Genomic DNA, 21,919 nt, shown 5'->3' on the forward strand with positions numbered 1-21,919 from the left:
TCAATATTGACTTTTTCGGGGACAGGCACAGTATCAAGTGGTAAAACTTATCGTTTGGAAGTGACAGCAGACTGCACAAGAAACGGTACAACTAAAACAGTTGTCAATTATTTTGACAGGAAATTTAATTAAAATTAGGAGGATTACCGATGAAGACGAAACGCACCCTTATTTTGAGTGGGTTGTTAGTTATGGCAATAATTTTTGCTAACATACCTGTAAGTGCATACTCAGCAATGTATAACAATGGATTGAGTTTATTTTCCAAATTCTTCAACATGACAGAAGAAGATATTTATAAATCCAATCTTAACGACTCAGCCGAAAGCCTTTTAGCTGAAATAAAAGCCCTTGAGCAAGAACTAAAAGACGATAATAGCAAGATTGCATTAGTTCCTCACGCTATGGCCTTAATCGAAAAAAAAGATGAATTTACTCCTGAGGAAATAATTTTACTTTTACAAGACGATGAAACTGGAGCTATCTTGGAGAGTATATTGATAAAAATGTATATCGAGAAAAAGGCTGACTCGAATAAACTTTTGCCTCTTCTTAATGATGGCAAGTTAAGTAGTGACTCAAAAGATTACATTGTTGCTATTGGGGATTTTTCTGATGATAGTTTAACAGATATTTGCTATAAATACGATAATTCTGTTACAGTTGTTGCTATGAAAAAGCTAATGACAACAAATGTTGAGAAGGCATATCAATTCGCTTCTGAGATATTGATAAACGACACCAAAAATGTCTCAGATGCAAAGCTGTGGGCAGCAAGTTTGGGTGCAGGAGAATATTTTAATCGATTTAGTGGAGATGATTCTGAAAAGAAAATCATAGTAGAAAAATTGAAAGAACTATTTTCTATAAGCAAAAATGAAGTAGTAAAAGACAAATTCATATACTCATTGGCAAAAATGAATGACTTTGATGTTTTTAAATATATAATCAGCGATGATAAAATTGATACAGACTTGAAAATATCAACCATTGAGCGTAATGTGCAAATGTTGGTGGAAAAATCCACATCTAAAACATCCTCGAGTGAATTGTCATATATTATTAAGGCAATGGAAATTCATCCTATTTTGGAAGTTGGAGAAGCATTGCAGCAATCACTTAAAAGTCGTACAGTTCCACAAAGCGAAGAATTGATGGCAACGGTTAAACATATTGAAAATAACGGAATAAAAGGAGTGTTCAAATATGAGCAAAACTAACAGATTTATTGGTGCGATAAATATTTTATTAGCCCTTGCTTTGGCTTTCTCTATGCTTGCACAAGTTAGCGTATATGCTTACTCCTCTACAACCGAATGGAAGGGATATGCTGTTTATCGTGATGGAGTCAGTGGATTCAACTCTGGACTTAACGATCACGCAGCCTTAATGGACGAGCCCAATAGAACCTATTACAAGCCTATAATACACGCTCCCGGCTATTCAGACCCTGTTCAATGGGATCATTGGGATGATTTTATGAATGGTAAAAAATATCTTGGTATTTTTAAGCCAAAAAACACAACTATCACAGAGACAGTAGCTAATTCGTTTGTTTCAAAGGCACGAGAATTGAGGGGGATTTCATATAATGTCCTCGACCAGATTGTATACTCGGCAGGCAGCAATACTTGGGTGTATCCTGAAAACATTAGCCAACTTAGATGTGATGGCGTTGTTGAATATACATACGAGTGGTTTGGCTATAGAGTTGGAGGACCAGATAACAAATGGGATATCACACGAAATCTTATCGCTAATTATTGGGAACACTCTGGATTTTTTATAACTCCAAGAAAACAAAACCAAGAACTTTTAACAAAGGTGTCATCTGGGTATCCCGACTAATCTAAAGTTATTGTATGAGGGGACTATATGAGCAAACGATTTAGCAGATTTATTCTCGTTATTCTGATTTCCTTAACAACTTTGGGGTGTTTTATGTTTTTTGGAATGGATTACTTTCCTGTTGTTGGAGGAATTATTGCAACAAATAGAGTTAACAAGTATGTGGGAAAACCAATTAATAATGTTAGATTTGATTGGTTAAATAATAAATACATTTGTTCTTTAGACGATGGGTATGAATTAAGCTACAACCTTCATTACAACACGATTTATGATAAACGCATTAGTGATGAAGTCCGTGATATAGCAAATCGAAAATACCTATCCATTCAAAAAGACTTCCCAACAAACTTAATTTTACCGCAAAACATTGATGTGTGGACAGAGATAAATGCTAACAACTATGCTGTGAAATCTCAAAAGGCTTATATTTTGGTCGTATATAACCTTGAAGTATTATCAAAGGAACAAAGTTTAGAAATGCCAGCAAAAATTGCTCAATTATTTGTTGAGCTTATGGGGAATGGATACAGCTTTACAGGGATACAGCTTATTTATGCAGACAAAAATGGTATGTATGAACTGTCGGTATTTTCAAATGCTTTTGAACTTTTGAAGTATGAATATATGAAAGAAAATGTAATAAAATATTCAAAAAATGAATTGCCATTGGATTATATCGATTGGGTTAAGCAACATTTTGACTAAGCAAAGAATTACGGAGTTATGCTAACAAGTCATAGCTCCGTAATTCTTTCTTTTAAGGGTAAACGGTGGAACACCTGCCGTCATGTTTTTAAGCCTCCCATTTTGTAAATTGTTATAAAACAAGAGTAAGCGCTTAACCTTGGGGTGTCTTGCTTGCCACGCAGGCCGCTTAAAAGGAATACAGTAATGAGTGACAGTCTGACGGGGTTGCCGACACACATATATGTGTGTCGGCAACCCCGTCCCCTTGTCACACTATTATTTTGGTGATAGCGAAGAAATAACTCCATATAAGACGCATCCTAAAGGAAATAATATAAATATAATTCCTAAAATTATTGAGCTTGTATTAAATAAAGGTTTTGACACACTATTTTTTGTTTTCATCTGTTTCAAGTATATTTTATCCATTGCTATGCCAGTACCGCCAATAATTATCAGACATATCCCTATAAAACAAATAAAAGCAATAATAATTCCAATTATAGCCGCAATAAACGGCAGAAAAATCAAAAAGCCCATTAGTTCACATCCTTTATAATCTATTTAAAATCAATACTCCTGCAATTAAATAACACAAAGTTATTAAAATACCCGCCCACATATGTATAGCCGAAAGCAGCCAATAACCAACTTTTATTTTTTTATCAGATGTATCAAAACTTTTACTCCGCTTCATACCTTTATATCCGCGTATTACTGCAACGACAGCAAAAAACAGAGTCATTACAAGTGCTAAAAGAATGAGTACACTTCCTAGTAGCATTTTTCTCCCCCTTTTTTTAAGATTACTTTTATTTAGAATTGATATATCTCCGTAGTATGTAAATAACCAGAGCTATACAACCCATTATTATACACACACAAACAAATGTCAAGAAGTGACAAAAGGACAGAGTTATTGACACGCTATATTCTCTGAATAACTCCTTCTCATCTTAGAATATACTTTGCCTATTATTCATCTCATTACAACATGGTATATCGCGACTTTAGTTCCGTTTATCGGTATGTTCGACCTAAACACCACCTCTTGCATACACAGCTATATATGCAAGAGGTGATGCCAACAACTCCTACCCCTTGTCACTTCAAACAGAAGATTAACAACTTGACATATATAGAAATATATGAAATAATACCAACAATAAACATTATTTTGAAATAATAGTCAACAATTTAATGCATTATGCCTCATTGTGGTAATTACCTAAATAGGAATTATAACTTTTTTGTGATATTTATTATTAGTGTTATAATGAAAATATGTAGTAATATGGATATTATAAACACAGGAGAAAAACTTTATTCCTGTATATAATATAAAAACACAAGACGGAGGTGAACAGGTTATGCTACATATTAGATCTCCAGACAATAAAAGGCCTTTACATATCCCTAACATCTTGACCCTCGTAAAGTTTTTGATGTAAGAGATATGAAAAACCTGTAACATTACTATTTTATATCAAATCTTTGCTAAATACAATATCGATTTCAAAATATTGGAGGTTGGATTAATATGAAAACTAGGAGTATTACAAGGGTAATTGTTATAGCCATATGCGTTGCTATGGTGTTTTCAAGTTATGCGTTTGCCGCAATAAATGACTATGGAGATGTTGGAACTACAGATGTGCATGGACATCTATATATAAGTGGAAGTAGTGTTGCAGCAGGAACTTATGCCGAGGCTACTATTAGATATATGAATGTGAGTGTTGTTACATATGACAGATATAGTACTCCACTCAGCAGCTCTTCTACAGTTCCGGCATATAATACCAAGGGAGTCGCAACCCCGTATATTTCAAAGGGTGCAAGTGCAACATCGGCAATAGGAAATCACTATGCAGATGACACATATCACGGAGGCTACGAATGGTGGGGACAGACAAGCTATGACTATTAATTATTAAGCAGAGTTCCTTTTAGTAAATTAAAACACTCCACTGTATAAAATACATGGAGTGTTTTAATTTAAAGAATATTACTTAGGGAGTTGTCTATTTATGACAAAAAAATTTTACTCTAACATAATTACTTTATTAATAATTATAGCAATTTTTTTATTAGCGGAATATGTTATAGGCTATTACCATAATAGAAGGATTTTAAGTTCAAGCATGATTAAAGGACAGAACAGTCATGGCGTTTTAAAAGGCTATGGTTTAAAATTAACAACAAAAGGCAATATACCTGTTAAAGATAAAAATATTATTATAAATGATGGAGAAAAGTTTGATTATGTTTTAGAAGTGTTTAATAATACAGATAAAGACGACACTTTAGAAGTATTGTTGAGTATTAATTATACTCAAGTGCCTTTCTTTCTAAATAAATCAAATAATTCAAGACTATTTTCGTATGAATTTACATTAAATAAAGGTTCTAAAGTTGATCTGCCAATAGAAATAGATAATAGTAAATTCCCTTATAAAATAAATCCATTAGTTTTTACAATAAGGTCTACTTTAAATAAAAGTAAAGCAGATTTTTTTGACTCAAGTTTTTCTTCCAGATACAATATTTTAACAGATAAAAATAGTAATTTACAGTTAAATAATGATATAATGTTTAAATATGAAAAAATGAAAGAAAGTGAAGTGAAATTTAAGGGTCTATGGTTAAATAATTCGTTTAATAAAATAAATGAATATATCTATAATGAAAAAATAATTAAAGTGAAAGCTGACGATTATGTAAAATTAGCTCTACGAACATATTCCTATACAGAAGATGCACTTTTTTGGATGCTGATTGATGACAAAAGAGCAGAGTTTAAGGATTCATTAAATTATATATATTTCCAGAATGTCAAAAATTCTTTAATATATAAAGAAGTGTGTTTTAAAGCACCGAGTAAAAAAGGAACATACAAGATTTTAGGGTTTATTGCAAGTAATCCTATTGAGTATATAAATACCAATAATCTGGAAGATTATTTAATTAAGGCATCAAACAAGATGTTTATCCGTGTGGAATAAAATACAAATAATCTGGATTATCAAGATGTGTTAATTTATACAAAGGTGGTTAGTAATAGATGAATAAGGAAGTAAAATATTCTGTTATCGTTCCTGTCTTTAATGAAGAGTTAGTAGTTAAAGAAACATATAAAAGGCTAAAAGCTGTGATGGATGCAACAGACCAAGAATATGAAATAATTTTTGTGAATGACGGAAGTGTCGATAATACTGCAGAAATACTTGTGGAAATATGTAAAGCAGACAATAAGATAAAACTTATTGATTTTTCCAGAAATTTTGGACATCAGATATCTATTACTGCAGGAATGGACTATTCACTAGGACAGGCAATTATTGTCATAGATGCTGATTTACAAGATCCTCCTGAAATTATTCTGGAAATGATTAAAAAATGGGAAGAAGGTTATGAAGTAGTTTATGGAAAAAGGCTCAAGAGAAATGGTGAAACATTATTTAAAAAGTTAACTGCAAAAGGTTTTTACCGCATATTGAAATCAATGACAAGTGTTAATATACCCGTAGATACAGGAGATTTTAGGCTTATTGACAGGAAGGTCTGTGACATACTTAAAAGGCTGCCCGAAAGGAGTAGATATGTAAGAGGCTTGATAAGCTGGATTGGCTTCAGGCAGGTTGGAGTTGAATTTGTAAGAGAGGAGAGATTTGCAGGCAAAACAAAATATCCTCTAAAAAAGATGATAAAATTTGCCTCCGATGCAATTACATCTTTTTCCTATAAACCACTCAAATTGGCTACTTATTTGGGTTTAGCCCTATCCACTCTCAGTTTTTTGTATCTTCTGTGGGTTATTTATGAGAAGCTATTTACGAATTTTACACAACCAGGGTGGGCATCAATAATTGCGGTAAATCTATTTTTTAACGGCATTATCCTATTAATGTTAGGTACTATTGGGGAATACATAGGGCGTATTTATGAGGAGACAAAGGGAAGGCCTCTTTATATAGTAAGCAGACAGATTGGATTTTTCAAAAATGAAAAAGATAACAATATATAGCTATCAAATTTTTATAAAAAAGCTTTTGCAGCGATACAAGGACTTAATACGGTTTGCTCTTATTGGCATACTCAATACAAGCATAGATTTCTTAACTTTTTCTATGCTCCATAAGTTGTTTTCCGTATATTATGTAACCAGCCAGTTTGCAGCTTATCTAGCCGGCACAGCAAACAGCTTTATACTTAATAAAATTTGGACTTTTGAGAATAGACGTGTTAGCGTAGGCATACACTTGCAGATCCTTAAATTTCTTATGATTAACATGATTTCATTAGCTTTGTCTATAATCGGGCTGAAATTTATTATTGAGCAATTAGGAGTTAATATTTACATAGCCAAAATACTTGTTACTATTATGGCTCAGGGCGTGAATTTTACAGGATATAAAATATGGGTATTTAAGAACAAATAAATAAATCATTTTCAAATTAAAGGGAATATTAAATGAGAGGTGTACTCTTTATGATTTTAAATCTTCTAAGAAAGATTATATACTATACATGCTTTTCAATATTGTTATTAATGGCATTGTCAACACTGTACTATATAATCAATGATGCTTCTGTAATTGGAGTTACTAATATTATAAGTACATTCTGTGTATTATTGTTTTTAGGATTTATATCTTATATTGCTATATACTTGAATTCAAAAAAACCAAAGTTATTTTTTGTTATACTGGCAGCTACTTCGATGCTTTCTATTTTTATCTGGAACGTATACGCAAGAACTGTTCAGGTCTCTGACTATAAAGTCCTTTTGGAAGGGGCTTACAAAATTGCTACCGGCTCTTTTAATGAAGGTTTTGACAAAACGAGCTACTTCTATATTTATAACTATCAGATAGGATATGCGGCATATCTGGCCCTTTTAATGAGATTTTTCGGATACAATTTGTTTTTTATTAAATTTGTAGAGTTAATATATATGACAGGTGCAGCAATTTTAATGTATAAGATAGCAAAAAAACTTGTTGGACAAAGGGCTGCTTCAATTACATCTATTTTGTATGCAACATTCATTTTTAATATTCTAGGCTCATCGGTAATTAATAATCAGCATATAAGTGCTTTTCTTATGCTTGTTGGAATATATCTTATTTTATTGGATAATACAGGATGGACATTAATCTCCGGAATAATTTTTGGTGTTATGAATGTGATGCGGCCGGTTGGTATAATTATTATAATAGGCGTTTGCATTATGTTTATTTATAAAATAATCAGGGAAATGACATGGCGTAAATATGCAGCGAGACTGGCTATTTTCATATTTACATTTTATGCAACAATATGGACTTTCAATGCTGTTTTCATTCAGATGAATCTTACGCCATCACCTATAAGCAGAAGTAATATACCTTATTTTAAGTTAGTTATAGGTTTTGGAGCAAAAAACGGGAGTATTTTTGAAAATCAAACCATAGATGCAAGAAAAACAAATGTTTATAATGATTTGCACACGCTTGGATTTGACTATGATAAATACAACGATGAATGTAAGAGATTTTTAAAGCAGCGTATTAGGAATTTTAAAGACACTTCACTTTATCTTTTCAAGAAGATGGCTTTCTTTTTAGGTGAAAAAGACCATCAATATACTTTTGCTTTAAGCCAAGAAATGCGCTCCGGGAGCTTTATAAAAATATTAGTGAATATCGGGCATCTGCAATATTTATTTTTAATTTTATCCGCCATGGCAGCGGTATTGTTTAAGATTAAAAGAAAAAGTACCGAACTAAACATTATTTACATACTTCTAATTGGTTTTATATTCGTTTATCTTTTTATTGAAGCACAAACGCGATATAGATATGAAGCATATATTTTTATTTGCATCTTTGCCTCTGAAGCAGTTAGCTATTTTATTGATAACACTAAGAGACTATTACTCTCGAAAAGAAATGAAATTTCGAAGTCGGAGAAAAGATGAAAATTGTGATTAAGGTTTTGAATGTTATTCAAGACGCCTCCCCCGCCGTCCTTCGCCTCCCCAGCCCTTCATCCATTCCACCCGTAGCGTGGGGGCGGCACGGACGCCGCCCCAGCCCGCACCTGAGCAGGATGCGAATTGCGGGCGATAGCGGAGGCAGCCGTCCGGCGACTGAGGACGCGGTGGAGGGGTTTGGGGAACATGGACAAGAGCTGTTCCCCAAGGGACCCCGTGAGGCCGCTCACGAAGCCCGCTTATAAGGAATACAGCAGGGAAGGGCAGAAGAAGAGTGACAAGGGGACGGCAGAGCGTGTGAAAACTATTTTGAGTGAAATTTCAGGCTATAATTCTTGCAAAAATGTAGCGGAGGAATCTTGGGGACGGATTCGTCCGCTTCCGCAGCGTAGCGAAGGACCGAAGGGAAAGCGGAGGAACCGTACCCCATAATGCCGCAGCGGTGGCGGGCTGCAATTTCTTTGGCAATTTTGAAGTTTTCACACGCTCTGACGGGGATGTTGACACACATGTATGTGTGTCAACATCCCCGTCCCCTTGTCACCTAGTCCAGCGTCTACAAAATTTCCAACGCATAATCTATAGGCTTTTCCACCTTTATATCCTGCGGAAGCTCAATTTTCCCTATTTGCTTTCCGCTATCCATACTCCATTCAACAGATATTCTCCCCCATTGTGTTGGCAATCCCCCTTTTGCATATTCAACAGCCCCCACAGGATTGCTTAATCTTACAACCCCTTTCCCGAGTTTTGACACATCCACCCCCAATACGGTTTGAAATAAAATATATGCCGGGGAAGCTCCCCATCCATGGCACAAGCTGACCGGCGGCCCCTCCCATAGATATGTCGGCGTGTTTCCCTGGTATGTGCTGGGAATGGTACAATGGGGTGTTGTCTTATCAAATGTTTCCCACCATGTCTTAGCTCCCCTCGCAACCATCTCGCCCCAATAATCCTTAATCAGCTCAACCGCTTGTCCCCTTCGTTCCCTTGAAATAAGCACTTCAAGTACAATGTGCTGAAAAAAAGGTCCCTTTACCTCGGGAAGAAGATTTTTATAATAATAATTATCAAGGAAATAATCCGCTTCTTCATTAACTAAAAGCCCGCACCATATAGCAAGAAAGTTTGTCTGTAATGTAATGCTTTTAGAAGCAACAGTACCATTCATACAATCCACAAAAGCTTTCCTCTCTTGATCCCACAAATGACTCCTAATGGATTCTTTAAGCCTCTTCGAGGCCATTTCATATTTTTCCGCATCCTCCTTGAATCCCAATTCTCTTGACATCTCAATAAGATTGCTCAAAACCTTAAAATACAAAAAGGAAATAGCCGATACCTTGTCCTTTTTTTCAATTAAATCCGTCCAATCTATAAAGCACCACCATCCTTCACGGTCAGCGCGGCTGAACAAACCCGTTTCATCCACCTGCGCCTCAAACCATGCGGCAAGCTTTTTAATATTTGGCCACAATTCCTTTATGAAATCCAAATCTCCTGAATAATTCCAATAGTCATAAGCTCCGATCAGCCAATAAGCACAAAAATCCGGGAGCAGAAAATTGTTTTTTTCCGGGCCTGTCCCGGGAATAGATCCATCCTTGTTTTGAATCCTTGCTCCCTGAACCAGAGATTTTCTCAAAAGCTTTGTATCTCCAAACACATGATAAATTACCTTTGCCATAACCACCGCATCCACTACCCAAAGAGCTTTTTCACGCCATGGACAATCCTCCGGGTGGTCCTGACTGTTTAGTATGGTAGTATATTTGCTTGTTTCCCAAATTTGATTCAGAACAGACTCGCTGCTTTCAAAATATCCTTCCTGTCTGAATTTGTAGCTTACTTTTTCAAAGGTTAATGAGCTGAATTTTATGGGTGCAGGCGTTGCGGCAAAGGTTGTTTTAATGAATCGGCAAGCTCTTCTTCCAAATGGCATAAGTCTGTTTTTTCCCTTTTTAAATATAAACGTCTCCATATGCTGCAATTCTAAAGATTCACCGTAGGATACCTTCATTACACCGCCCTCCGGCGCTTCTATCTCAAAAATCGGCCTGCCTACAACCTCACGCTCAAAATCCCATACCAACGCAGGAAATGCCCCTGCTTTCGATGCGTCAATACTTAAAAAGGTATTTTGCGAAGCATTTTCCTTCAGTATCACCTCTAAATTGCTTATAACTCCAAAGTTATCCTCTGATCTCAGGATGCTTATGGGCTTAACCTGCTCATAATTTAAAAAAGAAATCTCACGTGAAATCAGCCTTGGCCAGGGACTTTTATCATTCTGTGCCTCTGATAATATTTTTGCGTTGTCCCATCCCCAATCATTATACGATAACCCCATCCATCCGTCTTCGTTATTGGCATCATAAATTTCCTTGTATCCTCCCCACCTATGCAGCCGCTCAGTTTTTGTCATATACGTTGGGGATATACGGCATTTCCAAGCTTCATCCGTTGATAGCACCGTCTCTTCATATTTGTTTATTTGGAGAATAAAACCGGCTTCACCCTGCATCTGATTGGTGACGATGTCTGTATTGCCAAAAAAGTAGCACATTACAGTGACAATATTTTTGCCGCATATAAGCATATCGTCTGTCAGCTCATATGTGTCATAATACTGCCAATCACTATCACATGGAGACGGCCCTCTTCCAATATGCCTTCCATTAATACTCACAACATATTCATTTCTTGCGGAAACATGAAGCTTCAACGCCTCTGTCGTATTTTCCAATTCAAATTCTTTCCTGAATTCCATGTATATGTTTTGGCTGTGTTCTTCTTTTTTATTCCATATCCAATTTGCATCCCACTTAACACACAATACGCTTCCCCCCTCATATGAAGATTGCCTTTTTAAAAACCGCCCGTTGAGTGTGTCCCCCCATACGTTTCCCGAGCATATTTTACGGTTGAATCCTTTTTGAAGTAGCTACGGTGATACACCTGAAATCATTGATTACTTTTTCTGTCCCGACCCCTTCCCGGTAATTTCCCACGGCGGTATAGAAATGATATAAAATACCGTTATGGTATACAACCGCCGGCTTGTGTGCATGGATTTCATCCAAATCACCGGGGCCGCCGTTGGGAATTATGGGGCTTTCCGCTTTCTCCCAATGGATTAAGTCATCGGATACCGCAAGCCCCTCCTGAGAGTGCTGACAGTCATAACCGAAATAAAACATGAGCCATTTGTCCTTATATCTTAAAACACAAGGGTCGGAATTAAACCTGCTGTCCCAGCCGTTTTCACTGATTCTCACTACGGGGTTGGAATCCAGCCTTTCCCAATGTACCAGATCGCGAGAGGTTGCCACACCTATCTGTTCAGTCCATGCTTCCTCACAATTCTTGGCATTGTAAAACATATGAAACCGATTGTCATGCTCTACGATGCACGATTTGTACAGCCCTCCTCTTTCCCACTCTGCCCCGTCCCTCCAGGTAAACACAGGTTTATCCAGCCTGTTCCATTTCAGAAGTGTTTCATCCTCCGTCCATGCAAATCCTATCTCGGCAGGCCCTGCCTCATACCCAGTGTCGGGATATGAGTGGTAGATCATCCAGTACCTATTGTCGATTTTCTTTAAAACAGGTACATCAAAAAGATTGTCTGTGTCTTTTATGATCCACGTACCCGCACAGCCGACATTATCCCAGCGATCAGAAGCTGTTCTTTCCAGAATCGTCCCCTTGTGCTTCCAATGGATCAAGTCAGTACTCGTAGCAAGGGCTGTTTGGTATCCTGTGCCATCAAATCCGACATACATCATATGAAACATATCTGAATGGTAGAATATGAAAGGGCAATCAACCGCTGCGCTGTCAAAGGCTCCGGCAACTCCCGAGCCTGCCAGAACCGGTTTGCCTAATTTATAGGGTGTTTGCAATTCCTCAAATTTAGTGGTTAACATATTTTGCATTTTAAAAGTCACTCCTTTTATTGATTATCATGATATCTACATAGCGATAAAGATTTTACATGGAGGATATAACTTAATGGAAGAAATTTTTTTGACCCGTAAGGAATACATCTAAGAAAAGTGCCTGATGACAGACCCGGGAGACATTTCCCCGCAAGGCATCTTTTCGTTGCTATTAAAAATTTCTGTAAGCAATTATATCCTCTATGTTTGTAAAATCTTTATCGCGTCCTATATAATATGTGTTTTTTTAGATGCTTTCAGGCTTGCAGCTCCCTGAATTCCGAGGCTGTTTTTCCGGTATACAGCTTGAACACCCTGCTGAAGTAAAACGGATCTTCATATCCCACCGCTTCGGCAATATCCTTAATTGACATCATCGACTTTTCTTTCAGCAGCTCCTTGGCCTTGTTCATCCGAAGTTCAATTATATAGTCATTGGGAGTTCTCCCTCTCACCTTTTTGTATTTCCTTCCAAGGTATTGGGGCGCAAAACCAAAAACATCCGATAGCATTTGCAGGTTAATTGGTACGGTAAAATTAATTTTTATATAGGCATCGATCCTGTCAATGGCATCATCCTGCTCGGTGTTTGGGCAAGCAGTTGTCGGCTTGCTGTAAAAAAGCTCCTCTGTCAGGCAGGATAGATTTTCAAAAATGCCCTCATAGCTGATCGAGCACGTGATTATTTCATTCAATTCCATATGAATGTCAACCATATGGTTGGTCAGATTCAGCTCAGGAATTTTACAGAACAGAGTGAAAATTTGCTGTAGTATTTTTTCAAGGATATATTGGCGGCATTTTCTGTCCTCACAAATAGCTAAAAGGCTTTTCAGATTGCTTTTAAAATTATCCGCCTGCAGCATTGCAATTGCAGTATGGAAACTATTTTCCCAGGAAGGGTGTAAAATATCGTGATCGCTCTTTTTGATTACCTCTGCCGCGGGGGACTCCTGTATATATTGAGAAAAGCCAAAGCAAATATCTCTTTTTAAAATACCCTGCAATTTGCGAATCCTTGCACCCACCTGCATTATATCCTGAAACACAAGCGATACAAGCGCTGTCACGGGAGTGCCGTAGGAAGCCAGCAAAAGGTAGATTTCTTTTGAAATCATGCTTATATCAATATTTGAACCGCTTTTTGAGCCCAATAATAATATTTTTTCATTATCATGCTCTCCGTCTGTAATCCAAAAACGGCATCTATCCTTCACATTTTTTCCAATGATCTCCTCCATATTGTTCCTTGCCCAAAATTCCTGTCCGGGAGTCAGCAGCGGGGAATGGTACGAGCAGTACGAGCCCGCGCATATCAGCATACAGGCGTAGCTCTGACCGGGAAAAAGATCCGTGATATACAGAGAAGGGGCTCCGTCTCCCCCGGAAGCATTGTTTCTTATAATTTGATCCAGAACGGTTGTCTCCCGGTCTTTTATGGTTTGATATATTCTATGGGCGATTCTGTTCAGCAGCTCCTCCAGAACGTCCAGATTAATCGGCTTAATAAGGTAATCGAAGGTACCATGCGAAAAAGCCCTTTTTGCGAATTCAAATTCCGCATATCCGCTCAGAACTACAGGAATAGGCGCAGGCTTCATGTGCATCAGCTTTTCAATCAGTGTCAGTCCATCCATTACAGGCATTTTAATATCTGTAAAAACAACATCCGGCTTCAATTTTTCGGCAAGCTCAAGGGCATCCTCCCCGTTGGGCGCCTTTCCAACAACGTGAAAATCTGAGTGCAGCTCTTCAATCATTTTTGCTACAGCGTTCAAAATCGGAGGCTCATCCTCTACGACAATGACTCGGATCAATTAATTCACCTTCTCCAGTCAGCTATTTTCCATTTAGCTATCCATTACTTGATTCATTTATTTTATAAGGGCCGCCGATTCTAACCGATGTTCTTATCCCCGGCTCACTGTTAATCTCAAATATTAGCTTGTCCTTGTAAAGCATATGCAGCCGGCAAAAAATGTTGGACAAGCCCATGCCTCCAATACTTAAGCCATACGGTGCCTTCCCCTTCTGAAATTCCGACCGGTATTGGGAGATTTGATGTTTTATTTCCATCAGCTCCCCCTCACAAAATCCAACGCCATCGTCCTCAATTTCCAGCGTCCAGAGCCCCTTTTCCAGCCATCCTCTGATGCTCAGGTGCCAGGGGGGTCTTTTACCTGAAAACCCATGGTTGTAAGAATTCTCCACCAGAGGCTGCACAATGAGCTTCGGCACCTCAATTCCGTGTAAGCCCTCTTCGACAAAGAGCTCATAATGAAGCTGGTCGGCAAATCTCCATTTGAGAAGCTCCAGATAATTTGCTGTGTGGGACAATTCATCCTTAATTGTAATACTCATGCTGTCCTCAGTTGCTATATATTTCATCATGTCTGCCAACTGCGTACATATCATTACAATTTTTCTGCTGCCGAGTTCAAAGCCCGCCGAGCTAATAACCATTAATACATTATAGATAAAATGCGGATTCATTTGTGCCTGCAGCGCCAAAAACTGTGCCCTGGCTTCATTTTCTTTCGCTTCTATGGTCTGCTCCATGGACTCCTTCATCCGGTTAAGCGTTCTGTTAAAAACATCATGAAACATCAGTATTTCATTATTTGTTTTATCGTTCAGAACGATGGAGAAATTCTCCAGAGACAGAGCGTTGAGCTGCTTGCGCATTTCTCTTATCGGTGTCGTCAGGTATTTTGAGATGAGGTACAGGATGCTCAGTGAAGCTAAAGCAAAGAGAATTCCTGCAATCAGGAAAATATTGCGGAACAGGTTTACAGGCGACATAAAAGTAGTTTCCGGCTGTGTCAGAATAACAGTCCAATTTGTATATTCGGAATGCTTTGTATAAACCAAGTTCCGGATTCCAGAGGCTGGAAACTCAACAACAGCTCCATTTTTACCTTTCAGGAGGTTGTAAAAGGACAGTTCGCCGGTGTCGTAACGTTGGTAAGGATAGATGGCATCTCCCTTTTCATTCAATATCACAATATCGAGATCCTGACCGTTATACGAGCTGCATAATTTTTCAATTTCCTGATAGGGAAGCTGCACTTCTATATACCCCAGATGCTTGTTTGCGGTATTAAACGTATTCATAAGATTTCTAATCAAGGATATTTTTAAGTCTCTCTTATCCTTTACCCACCAGTCCATGTGTGGCGGCAGAATAATGAACTTGTCCTGATACACAGCCAGCTCGTTAATCCACGAAGAGTCCTTTAAAGATTCCTGCAAGCCTGTGAAGGTTGCGGGATACGCGCCGGAGGATATATAACTCAGATTATTATTGAAAAGGGTAATCTTCCTGTCAAAAAGCTTGTAAAAATTATAGGAAACCAGTATATTCCTAATCTTCTTGGAGCTCTGTATATTATAGTCAAAATAATTACCGCTGTCTTTGCCGAATTCGAGAGCCTCCTGCATAATATCCTGAATGTCATTGTTAAAGTAGACCTGCATACACATTCTGTCGATTTCAAGCACCGAAGCATCCAATAACGAGGATATTTTATCAATGCTTTGCTCCATGTTCTTGGCGGACTGGCTTCTAAGGATGCTTGACATATAACTGTTGGAAATCAATATAAGGCAGGTCAGCAGAACAATAATGAAGCAGGAGTAGTACATGAACATTTTTTTCTGAAAGCTTATGTTTCCGAGCATGATATACTCCTTGAGCCTGTCGTTTTCTGATGTTTGGGCAATAATCCCGCCTACTATTATTATAGATACGGTACCGGATCAAGTCAATGGCCGTTCCTGGGTGCATAAAATAAAAGTGAAGAAAAAAGTTCCAGTAAATAATTAACTCACCCCTAGCCCCTCTCTTTGCAAAGAGGGGAATTGATTTTTCTTCTCCCCCTCTTTTGCAAAGAGAGGGGGCCGGGGGGTGAGTATTATACCATTTATTCCTCAATATTATTCACCTATATTATATACATCCCCTCAGGGATTAATTAATCCCTGAGGGAACTGTTCATCATGGGTACGCTTCAAACTCCGTGACACCACTGTAGGACCCACTCTGGTGTGTAAACACAACCCTTATTTTGTGGGTGGAGACAGATGTGAACCTTACCTCATTTTGTGCATTGGCTGCCGGCAGTGCAGGTGATTTGATCTGGCCTGCACAGTCCACCCAATCCGTTCCGTTCCAGTACTGAATATTATAGCTTGAAGGCACCTTCACTCCTCCGCCGTCGTCATACAGGCAAAGCTTTACCAAGCTTACAGCTTTTGCAGTGCCGAAATCGACCTGCAGCCAGTCTGTGGAGTTACCCGAGCTGTAACATGTCCATCGGTCACGGGTTGTGTCGTTATAGGATATTACCCCGTTAACAGCCTGCCAGATATTATCCTCATAATATGTGTATGACGCCGATATCGCGGGATATCCGCCACCTATTGAATTCAGCGCCAAATTATTTCCGTACACCTCAAATTCTGTAACACCGCTGTAGGACCCGCTCTGGTGTGTAAAAACAACCCTTATTTTCTTGGTTGAGACAGATGTAAATGTTACCTCATTTTCGGTATTGCCGGCCGGCAGTGCAGGTGCTTTGACCTGACCCGCGCAGTCCACCCAATCGCTTCCGTTCCAGTATTGAATATTATAGCTTGAAGGTGCCTTTACTCCTCCGCCGTCGTCATACAGGAAAAGCTTTGCCGAGCTTACCGTCTTTGCCGAACCAAAGTCAACCTGCAGCCAGTCTGTGGAGCTGCCGGAATTATAACGATAACATGTCCATCTGTCACGCGGTGTGTCGTTATAGGATATTACCCCGTTAACAGCCTGCCAGACATTATCCTGATAATATGTGTATGACGCCGATACCTCAGGATATCCGCTCCCCGCCGAATTCAGCGCCAAATTTACTGATACCGGCTCTGATACCGAATTGTTATTGCTTAAAGTGGTTGTAGGAGAATACGCATTAATAAAGCCAATCCCCGGCATTGGATAATAAGTGTTATTTGTTATGGCACCGTATCTGTAATCATGTCCGCCGTTATTGTCATAAATTTCATATCCGCTTGCAACATAAGCGTTTTGATTATTATTGTTAAATGTGCAGCTGTCAATGGTACAATAATCACTATACCAGTCGGTATTTGAATTGTGGAATAAATTGATGCCAACACCGGCATTGTGATGTATATTGCAATTAATAAGTGTCACATTATGACAAGATAATTCATAGTCTATGCCGCACCCGTCGGGATCGCTTCCCTGCCTCTGCTGATAACCGAATTCACAGTCCTTTATGGTATAATTCCACAGTACCCCCAGCATCAAAGCCGTTGAGCCGCAGGTTATTTGTCTGCTGCCGTTGTACAGGCATATACAGTCCTCCATTGTGCCGCCATCGGTTTCAGAGATGACATTGCCGTAAATACCGTTATATTCCATCAAGCATCCTTTGATATTAACGTTCTTCTTTATTACAGTCGGTCCCAGATTAATCAGGAAATTCTGACATGATACCATAAGTGAGCCCGCATCATAGGTACTGCAATCTGTTACCGTAACACCATCCACCATGATATAGTCGGGGCGTTCACTGCTTACGGTTCCTCCAATGGCTATGCCCGCCGAGAATTGTATGCCCAGAAAAGCAGAGGACGGGTGAAATTGATCAACACCGTATATGTCGTGGAAATGGCAATTATCAATTACCAGCCCGGCATGTCCGAAGGAATCGTTGTAATTGAACCATATCCCCATGGCGGAATTACCGATATCCAGATTGGATATTGTAAAATAGGATGCATCATTCACCTTGACACATAAATCCGATGTTGTGTTATTTCTTATTATGCCCGGCTTGCTGCCTGTGCCATAGGAAGAAAGCACAATCGGACTTCCAGGCGAACCCGAGCTGTTGCTTATGGTGAGTGTTTCATTCCAGACATCACCACAGCGCAGTAGTATCTGATCCCCTGCTCCGTATGTCATAGCGCCAACCTTTTCCAGGGTTTTCCACGGAGCGCTTGAGCTTGTACCCGCATTGCTGTCACTGCCGGTTGAAGAGCTTACATAATAGGTTGTGCCCATTGCATAAGCCTTATTCACCCCAAGCATGGCAAATAAGCCTACAGTCATAGTGAATAGCATAAAAAGACCCAGTACCTTTTTCATTACACGAACCCCCTATATTTTTATTATTTATCCAGTGAACAAAGCAGGCCGCACATTCCGTCACTCCTTTATGCTTTTATTGCACCTGCCGTCATCCCTGAAATAATATACTTTTGACCAAGAATATAAATAATAAACAAAGGAACCAATGTCACTACAATATCAGCAAATATAACATTCCATTCATTGTAAAGCGTCCCATAAAAGCTATACACCGTCATGGGCATGGTCCACTTATCCGGCGATGCAAAGTACAATTGATTTGTCACATCATTCCATACTCCAAGGAAGTTAAATATTCCGATTGTAACGGTAACAGGCTTCAACAGAGGGAATATTATTTTAAAGAACATATGAAAGCCTGAACACCCGTCAATCACAGCAGCCTCATCCAGTCCCCTTGGAACTGTGGAAATGTATCCGCAGTACAGAAAAACGCTAAAAGGAATAACACCGGCTGCGTTGACCAAAATCAGGCCATGATACGTATTAATCATTCCCATAAAGTTCAACACCAGATATGTGGGTATTACGGCACTGGGTACGATAATTCCCAACACAAAAATCACATACAGGATGCCTGCGATTTTTTTCCTCGACCTTGAAATGTAAAACGAAGCCATTGACGCAAAAACAACAGAAATAATTACGGTTGAAAAAGATAAAATAATTCCGTTTAACAAGCCTCTAACCGCTTTCGCTTCGGCAAAGACTCTTACATAATTTTCAAAATGAAATTGCTTTGGAAGCCAGATTCCAAATTCAGCTACCTCAGTAATGGACTTTACTGAGTTTACAAGAACCATCCATAAAGGCACCGTGAACAGTATTGCAATAAAAATCATTACTATTTCGAGAATATAGTTGCCTACACTTTTTTTCATTACAGTTCCACTTCCTTTTTACGCATCCATCCGATTTGAAAAAAGCTTACCAAGCTTATAAAAATTGTAAATACCAGACCTACCGCAGCGGTATAGCCTATCATTCCCTGACCGAAATATCTGAACAGGAAAGTTCCCACAACCTGCGTCGCATCATTCGGGCCGCCGTTTGTCAGCGCAAATATGCTTCCAAATACCTTGAGCCCCGCAATCAATCCCAATGCCGTATTTACCGTAAGAGAAGAAAATATTAACGGCAATGTTATTTTGAAGAACTTCTTAAACTCATTTGCTCCGTCTATTACCGCAGCTTCATAATAGTCCTTCGGTATTGCCTGAATGCCCGCAAGGAAGATTGCCATCAGCATTCCTGTTCCAATCCATATATCCATCACACAAGCGGCATTCATAGCATACTTCACATCTAAAAGCCATGGCTTTGCCAATGCTCCAAGCCCTATTCCCCTTAGAAACAAATTAAGAAGACCTCTTTCAGGGTGGTAAATGGCATTGAAAATCAAAGCAACAACAACAGTACTCACCATGATGGGAGAAAATATTATGGCTCTGTATATATTTGTAAATTTGAGCTTTCTATTTAATATTACAGCAAAAGCAAGTCCTAATGAAACCTTTAAAACTGTTGTTACGACGGTATAGTAAATGGTGTTCGTCAAAGCCTTAAAGAAGACCGGATCTGTAAACATCATCTTAAAGTTGTCAATGCCATTGAACTGTGGATTATTGAAAAAATCAAGAGACCAATCTGTAAACGCAACAAATATCTGAGCTATACAAGGCAATATGAAAAAAATCAGATATATTGAAAATGCAGGTACAACAAACGCCAGAGTATACTTACTATCTTCCAATTTTTTTATTCCCAATCCGCATCACCTTTCATGCCTTACATGCCTTGCCCATGCAAGGCATGTAAGCTGCCATTCAATTAATTTTTGCTGTTACCATCCGGGTGTTCTCTTTGATTTGTTCAGATCCGCCATCTTCTTGTACCACTCCTCATTAAGAGCAGACTTTATAGGTTTGCCCAAGAGCATAGTCTGTACACTATCCTGGAAGCCCGGTCCTACATCAAAGGAACCAAAATACTCATCCATTGTCTGGTTTTTCGTAGGAAGCCCTTGTTCGACGTAGCCTTCCATTTCCGAATCCCATGAGCTCTTTCTGGTATCCACGTTCAAAGGATACGTACCCGGAGCAACTTCTGCAACGGCACCTGCAACCACAGGAGTCATAACATATTTTATAAATTCCTTTGCTTCATTTATATGCTTGGACTTCTTGGGAATAGCGAAACCGTTTTGAGGGCCGGTACGTGTAACCGCCTGATAATCGTCACCCAGCGATATCGGCATAATTCCTAAGCTGGGCATTTTGTCGGCATAATCCTTGCTCAATATTCCGTAGCACCATGATCCATTGGCAAACATAGCCACTTCGCCGTTAGCTACCTGCTTGAGACCATCCATACCCGTTGCAGAAGCATAATCCGACTTAAAATACTTTTTCAAGTCAACAATACGCTGATAAGCGGCATTAATTTCCGGGCTTTCAGAAGGATTCAGCTTATTGGCAGCGATGTTTTTAGCTATATCAGGATTTTTCTCATACAAATAATGATCACCGATCAAATCCCATATAAAGGCGGCATTATCCTTATTCGCAGGCTGGATAGGGGCTACACCGATTTTTTGAATTGCTTCACACGCCGCAAGCAAATCCTCATAATTCTTAAGCGGGAGTGAAACACCGGCCTTTTTGAACACATCCTTATTATAGATTGCACCTAAATAGGATAAGGCTCCAACGGGTGCCACCACCCATTTCCCATCACTCTCTCTCGTACAAAAGCTATCTAAGCCCGGTCTAATCTGTGTTATCCACTCTTCGCCATCCAAGGGCTCAAGTAAATCCAAAGGTACGTTACCCTTACGGCTTGCATATGTGGCGATAAAATCAGGAACATCACCTGTCGCAAGCTTGGTCTTTATAACATTCATAAACTGATCATCGGGATATAACTGCTGCTCTACTTTATTCCCGGTTCCTTTTTCATAAAGAGAAATACCTATAGATACAGCGTTCTGGGCTGTTCCCCAGTTGTTAAAGGTGGAGAAAGTCAGGGTAATGGGTTCCTTTTTTTCCGTATCTGTGCTTACGGAATCGGTTGAAACGGAGGCATCTGTTGACGCAGTTGTCTGTGTTCCTCCTGAAGAGCTCGTATTGCCACAGCCTGCAAAAGAGGCTATCAGCACAGAACATAAAACTACCGATGTTACGGTCCTTATCAATCCATTTCTTCTGATAAACATATCCAAATCTGTTCCTTTCTCTAATAAATTTCTATTTATCTATACTTGTTAATGTAGAGATCTCTCATAGTTTCATTATAAAATGA

At 38.8% G+C, this 21,919-nt stretch carries 19 protein-coding genes; 9 read left to right on the forward strand and 10 right to left on the reverse strand.

The window, feature by feature from the left end:
* Nucleotides 1–149 precede the first annotated feature (149 nt).
* Genes DFR58_RS04895 through DFR58_RS04905 form a run of 3 tightly spaced genes read left to right on the forward strand, consistent with a single transcriptional unit; the run spans nt 150 to nt 2,556 of the window.
* Nucleotides 150–1,220, forward strand: a complete 1,071-nt coding sequence (locus tag DFR58_RS04895) for a hypothetical protein (RefSeq protein ID WP_114296693.1) — start codon at nt 150–152, stop codon at nt 1,218–1,220.
* Nucleotides 1,207–1,848, forward strand: a complete 642-nt coding sequence (locus DFR58_RS04900) for a hypothetical protein (RefSeq protein WP_114296694.1) — start codon at nt 1,207–1,209, stop codon at nt 1,846–1,848. The genes DFR58_RS04895 and DFR58_RS04900 overlap by 14 nt, the downstream gene beginning before the upstream one ends.
* A 27-nt stretch (nt 1,849–1,875) precedes the next feature.
* Complete coding sequence (locus tag DFR58_RS04905; RefSeq protein WP_114296695.1) at nt 1,876–2,556, forward strand: hypothetical protein; 681 nt, start codon at nt 1,876–1,878, stop codon at nt 2,554–2,556.
* A 258-nt stretch (nt 2,557–2,814) separates the two neighbouring features.
* Here the strand turns inward: DFR58_RS04905 and DFR58_RS04910 are convergent, their stop codons facing one another.
* Nucleotides 2,815–3,078 (reverse strand): hypothetical protein, encoded by a 264-nt coding sequence (locus DFR58_RS04910; protein ID WP_114296696.1) that lies wholly within the window; start codon nt 3,076–3,078, stop codon nt 2,815–2,817.
* Nucleotides 3,079–3,091: 13 nt separating this feature from the next.
* Nucleotides 3,092–3,322 carry a hypothetical protein gene (locus tag DFR58_RS04915; protein WP_114296697.1) on the reverse strand — a complete coding sequence of 77 codons (231 nt, stop codon included), beginning with the start codon at nt 3,320–3,322 and terminating at the stop codon, nt 3,092–3,094.
* A gap of 756 nt (nt 3,323–4,078) precedes the next feature.
* Between DFR58_RS04915 and DFR58_RS04920 the strand changes: the two genes are divergently transcribed.
* The 6 genes from DFR58_RS04920 (at nt 4,079) to DFR58_RS04945 (ending at nt 8,947) form a co-directional block, all read left to right on the forward strand.
* Nucleotides 4,079–4,468, forward strand: a complete 390-nt coding sequence (locus DFR58_RS04920) for a hypothetical protein (RefSeq protein WP_114296698.1) — start codon at nt 4,079–4,081, stop codon at nt 4,466–4,468.
* Nucleotides 4,469–4,568: 100 nt separating this feature from the next.
* Nucleotides 4,569–5,543 carry a hypothetical protein gene (locus tag DFR58_RS04925; protein WP_114296699.1) on the forward strand — a complete coding sequence of 325 codons (975 nt, stop codon included), beginning with the start codon at nt 4,569–4,571 and terminating at the stop codon, nt 5,541–5,543.
* Nucleotides 5,544–5,602: 59 nt separating this feature from the next.
* On the forward strand, nt 5,603–6,565 hold the full coding sequence (locus tag DFR58_RS04930; RefSeq protein ID WP_114296700.1) for a glycosyltransferase family 2 protein: 963 nt from the start codon (nt 5,603–5,605) through the stop codon (nt 6,563–6,565).
* Entirely contained in the window at nt 6,543–6,980 is a 438-nt protein-coding gene (locus DFR58_RS04935; protein WP_114296701.1) for a GtrA family protein, read from the forward strand. The genes DFR58_RS04930 and DFR58_RS04935 overlap by 23 nt, the downstream gene beginning before the upstream one ends.
* 110 nt (nt 6,981–7,090) lie before the next feature.
* Entirely contained in the window at nt 7,091–8,500 is a 1,410-nt protein-coding gene (locus tag DFR58_RS04940; protein WP_207659128.1) for an ArnT family glycosyltransferase, read from the forward strand.
* 201 nt (nt 8,501–8,701) lie between these two features.
* Nucleotides 8,702–8,947 carry a hypothetical protein gene (locus DFR58_RS04945; protein ID WP_114296703.1) on the forward strand — a complete coding sequence of 82 codons (246 nt, stop codon included), beginning with the start codon at nt 8,702–8,704 and terminating at the stop codon, nt 8,945–8,947.
* Nucleotides 8,948–9,071: 124 nt separating this feature from the next.
* Here DFR58_RS04945 and DFR58_RS04950 read toward each other — a convergent pair whose 3' ends face one another.
* The 8 genes from DFR58_RS04950 to DFR58_RS04985 all read right to left on the reverse strand — a co-directional run bounded on the left by DFR58_RS04950 (nt 9,072) and on the right by DFR58_RS04985 (nt 21,812).
* Nucleotides 9,072–11,354, reverse strand: coding sequence for an alpha-L-rhamnosidase-related protein (locus tag DFR58_RS04950; protein ID WP_114296704.1), 2,283 nt, complete (start codon nt 11,352–11,354; stop codon nt 9,072–9,074).
* An 82-nt stretch (nt 11,355–11,436) separates the two neighbouring features.
* On the reverse strand, nt 11,437–12,456 hold the full coding sequence (locus tag DFR58_RS04955; protein WP_114296705.1) for a glycoside hydrolase family 130 protein: 1,020 nt from the start codon (nt 12,454–12,456) through the stop codon (nt 11,437–11,439).
* A gap of 260 nt (nt 12,457–12,716) precedes the next feature.
* On the reverse strand, nt 12,717–14,276 hold the full coding sequence (locus DFR58_RS04960; protein ID WP_114296706.1) for a response regulator transcription factor: 1,560 nt from the start codon (nt 14,274–14,276) through the stop codon (nt 12,717–12,719).
* A gap of 37 nt (nt 14,277–14,313) precedes the next feature.
* On the reverse strand, nt 14,314–16,140 hold the full coding sequence (locus DFR58_RS04965) for a sensor histidine kinase (RefSeq protein WP_114296707.1): 1,827 nt from the start codon (nt 16,138–16,140) through the stop codon (nt 14,314–14,316).
* Nucleotides 16,141–16,456: 316 nt separating this feature from the next.
* Entirely contained in the window at nt 16,457–18,616 is a 2,160-nt protein-coding gene (locus DFR58_RS04970) for a galactose-binding domain-containing protein (RefSeq protein ID WP_114296708.1), read from the reverse strand.
* A 68-nt stretch (nt 18,617–18,684) separates the two neighbouring features.
* The gene (locus DFR58_RS04975) at nt 18,685–19,500 is read right to left on the reverse strand and encodes a carbohydrate ABC transporter permease (RefSeq protein WP_114296709.1); all 816 of its coding nucleotides are present in this window, start codon (nt 19,498–19,500) and stop codon (nt 18,685–18,687) included.
* A complete protein-coding gene (locus DFR58_RS04980; RefSeq protein ID WP_147273143.1) occupies nt 19,500–20,372 on the reverse strand; it encodes a carbohydrate ABC transporter permease in 873 nt (290 codons plus the stop codon). Before DFR58_RS04980 ends, DFR58_RS04975 begins: the two co-directional genes overlap by 1 nt.
* A 90-nt stretch (nt 20,373–20,462) precedes the next feature.
* Nucleotides 20,463–21,812: an ABC transporter substrate-binding protein gene (locus DFR58_RS04985; RefSeq protein ID WP_170138037.1), complete on the reverse strand. Its 1,350-nt coding sequence runs from the start codon at nt 21,810–21,812 to the stop codon at nt 20,463–20,465.
* Nucleotides 21,813–21,919: the final 107 nt, after the last annotated feature.

The organism is Anaerobacterium chartisolvens, assembly GCF_003337415.1.
Lineage (GTDB): Bacteria > Bacillota > Clostridia > Acetivibrionales > DSM-27016 > Anaerobacterium > Anaerobacterium chartisolvens.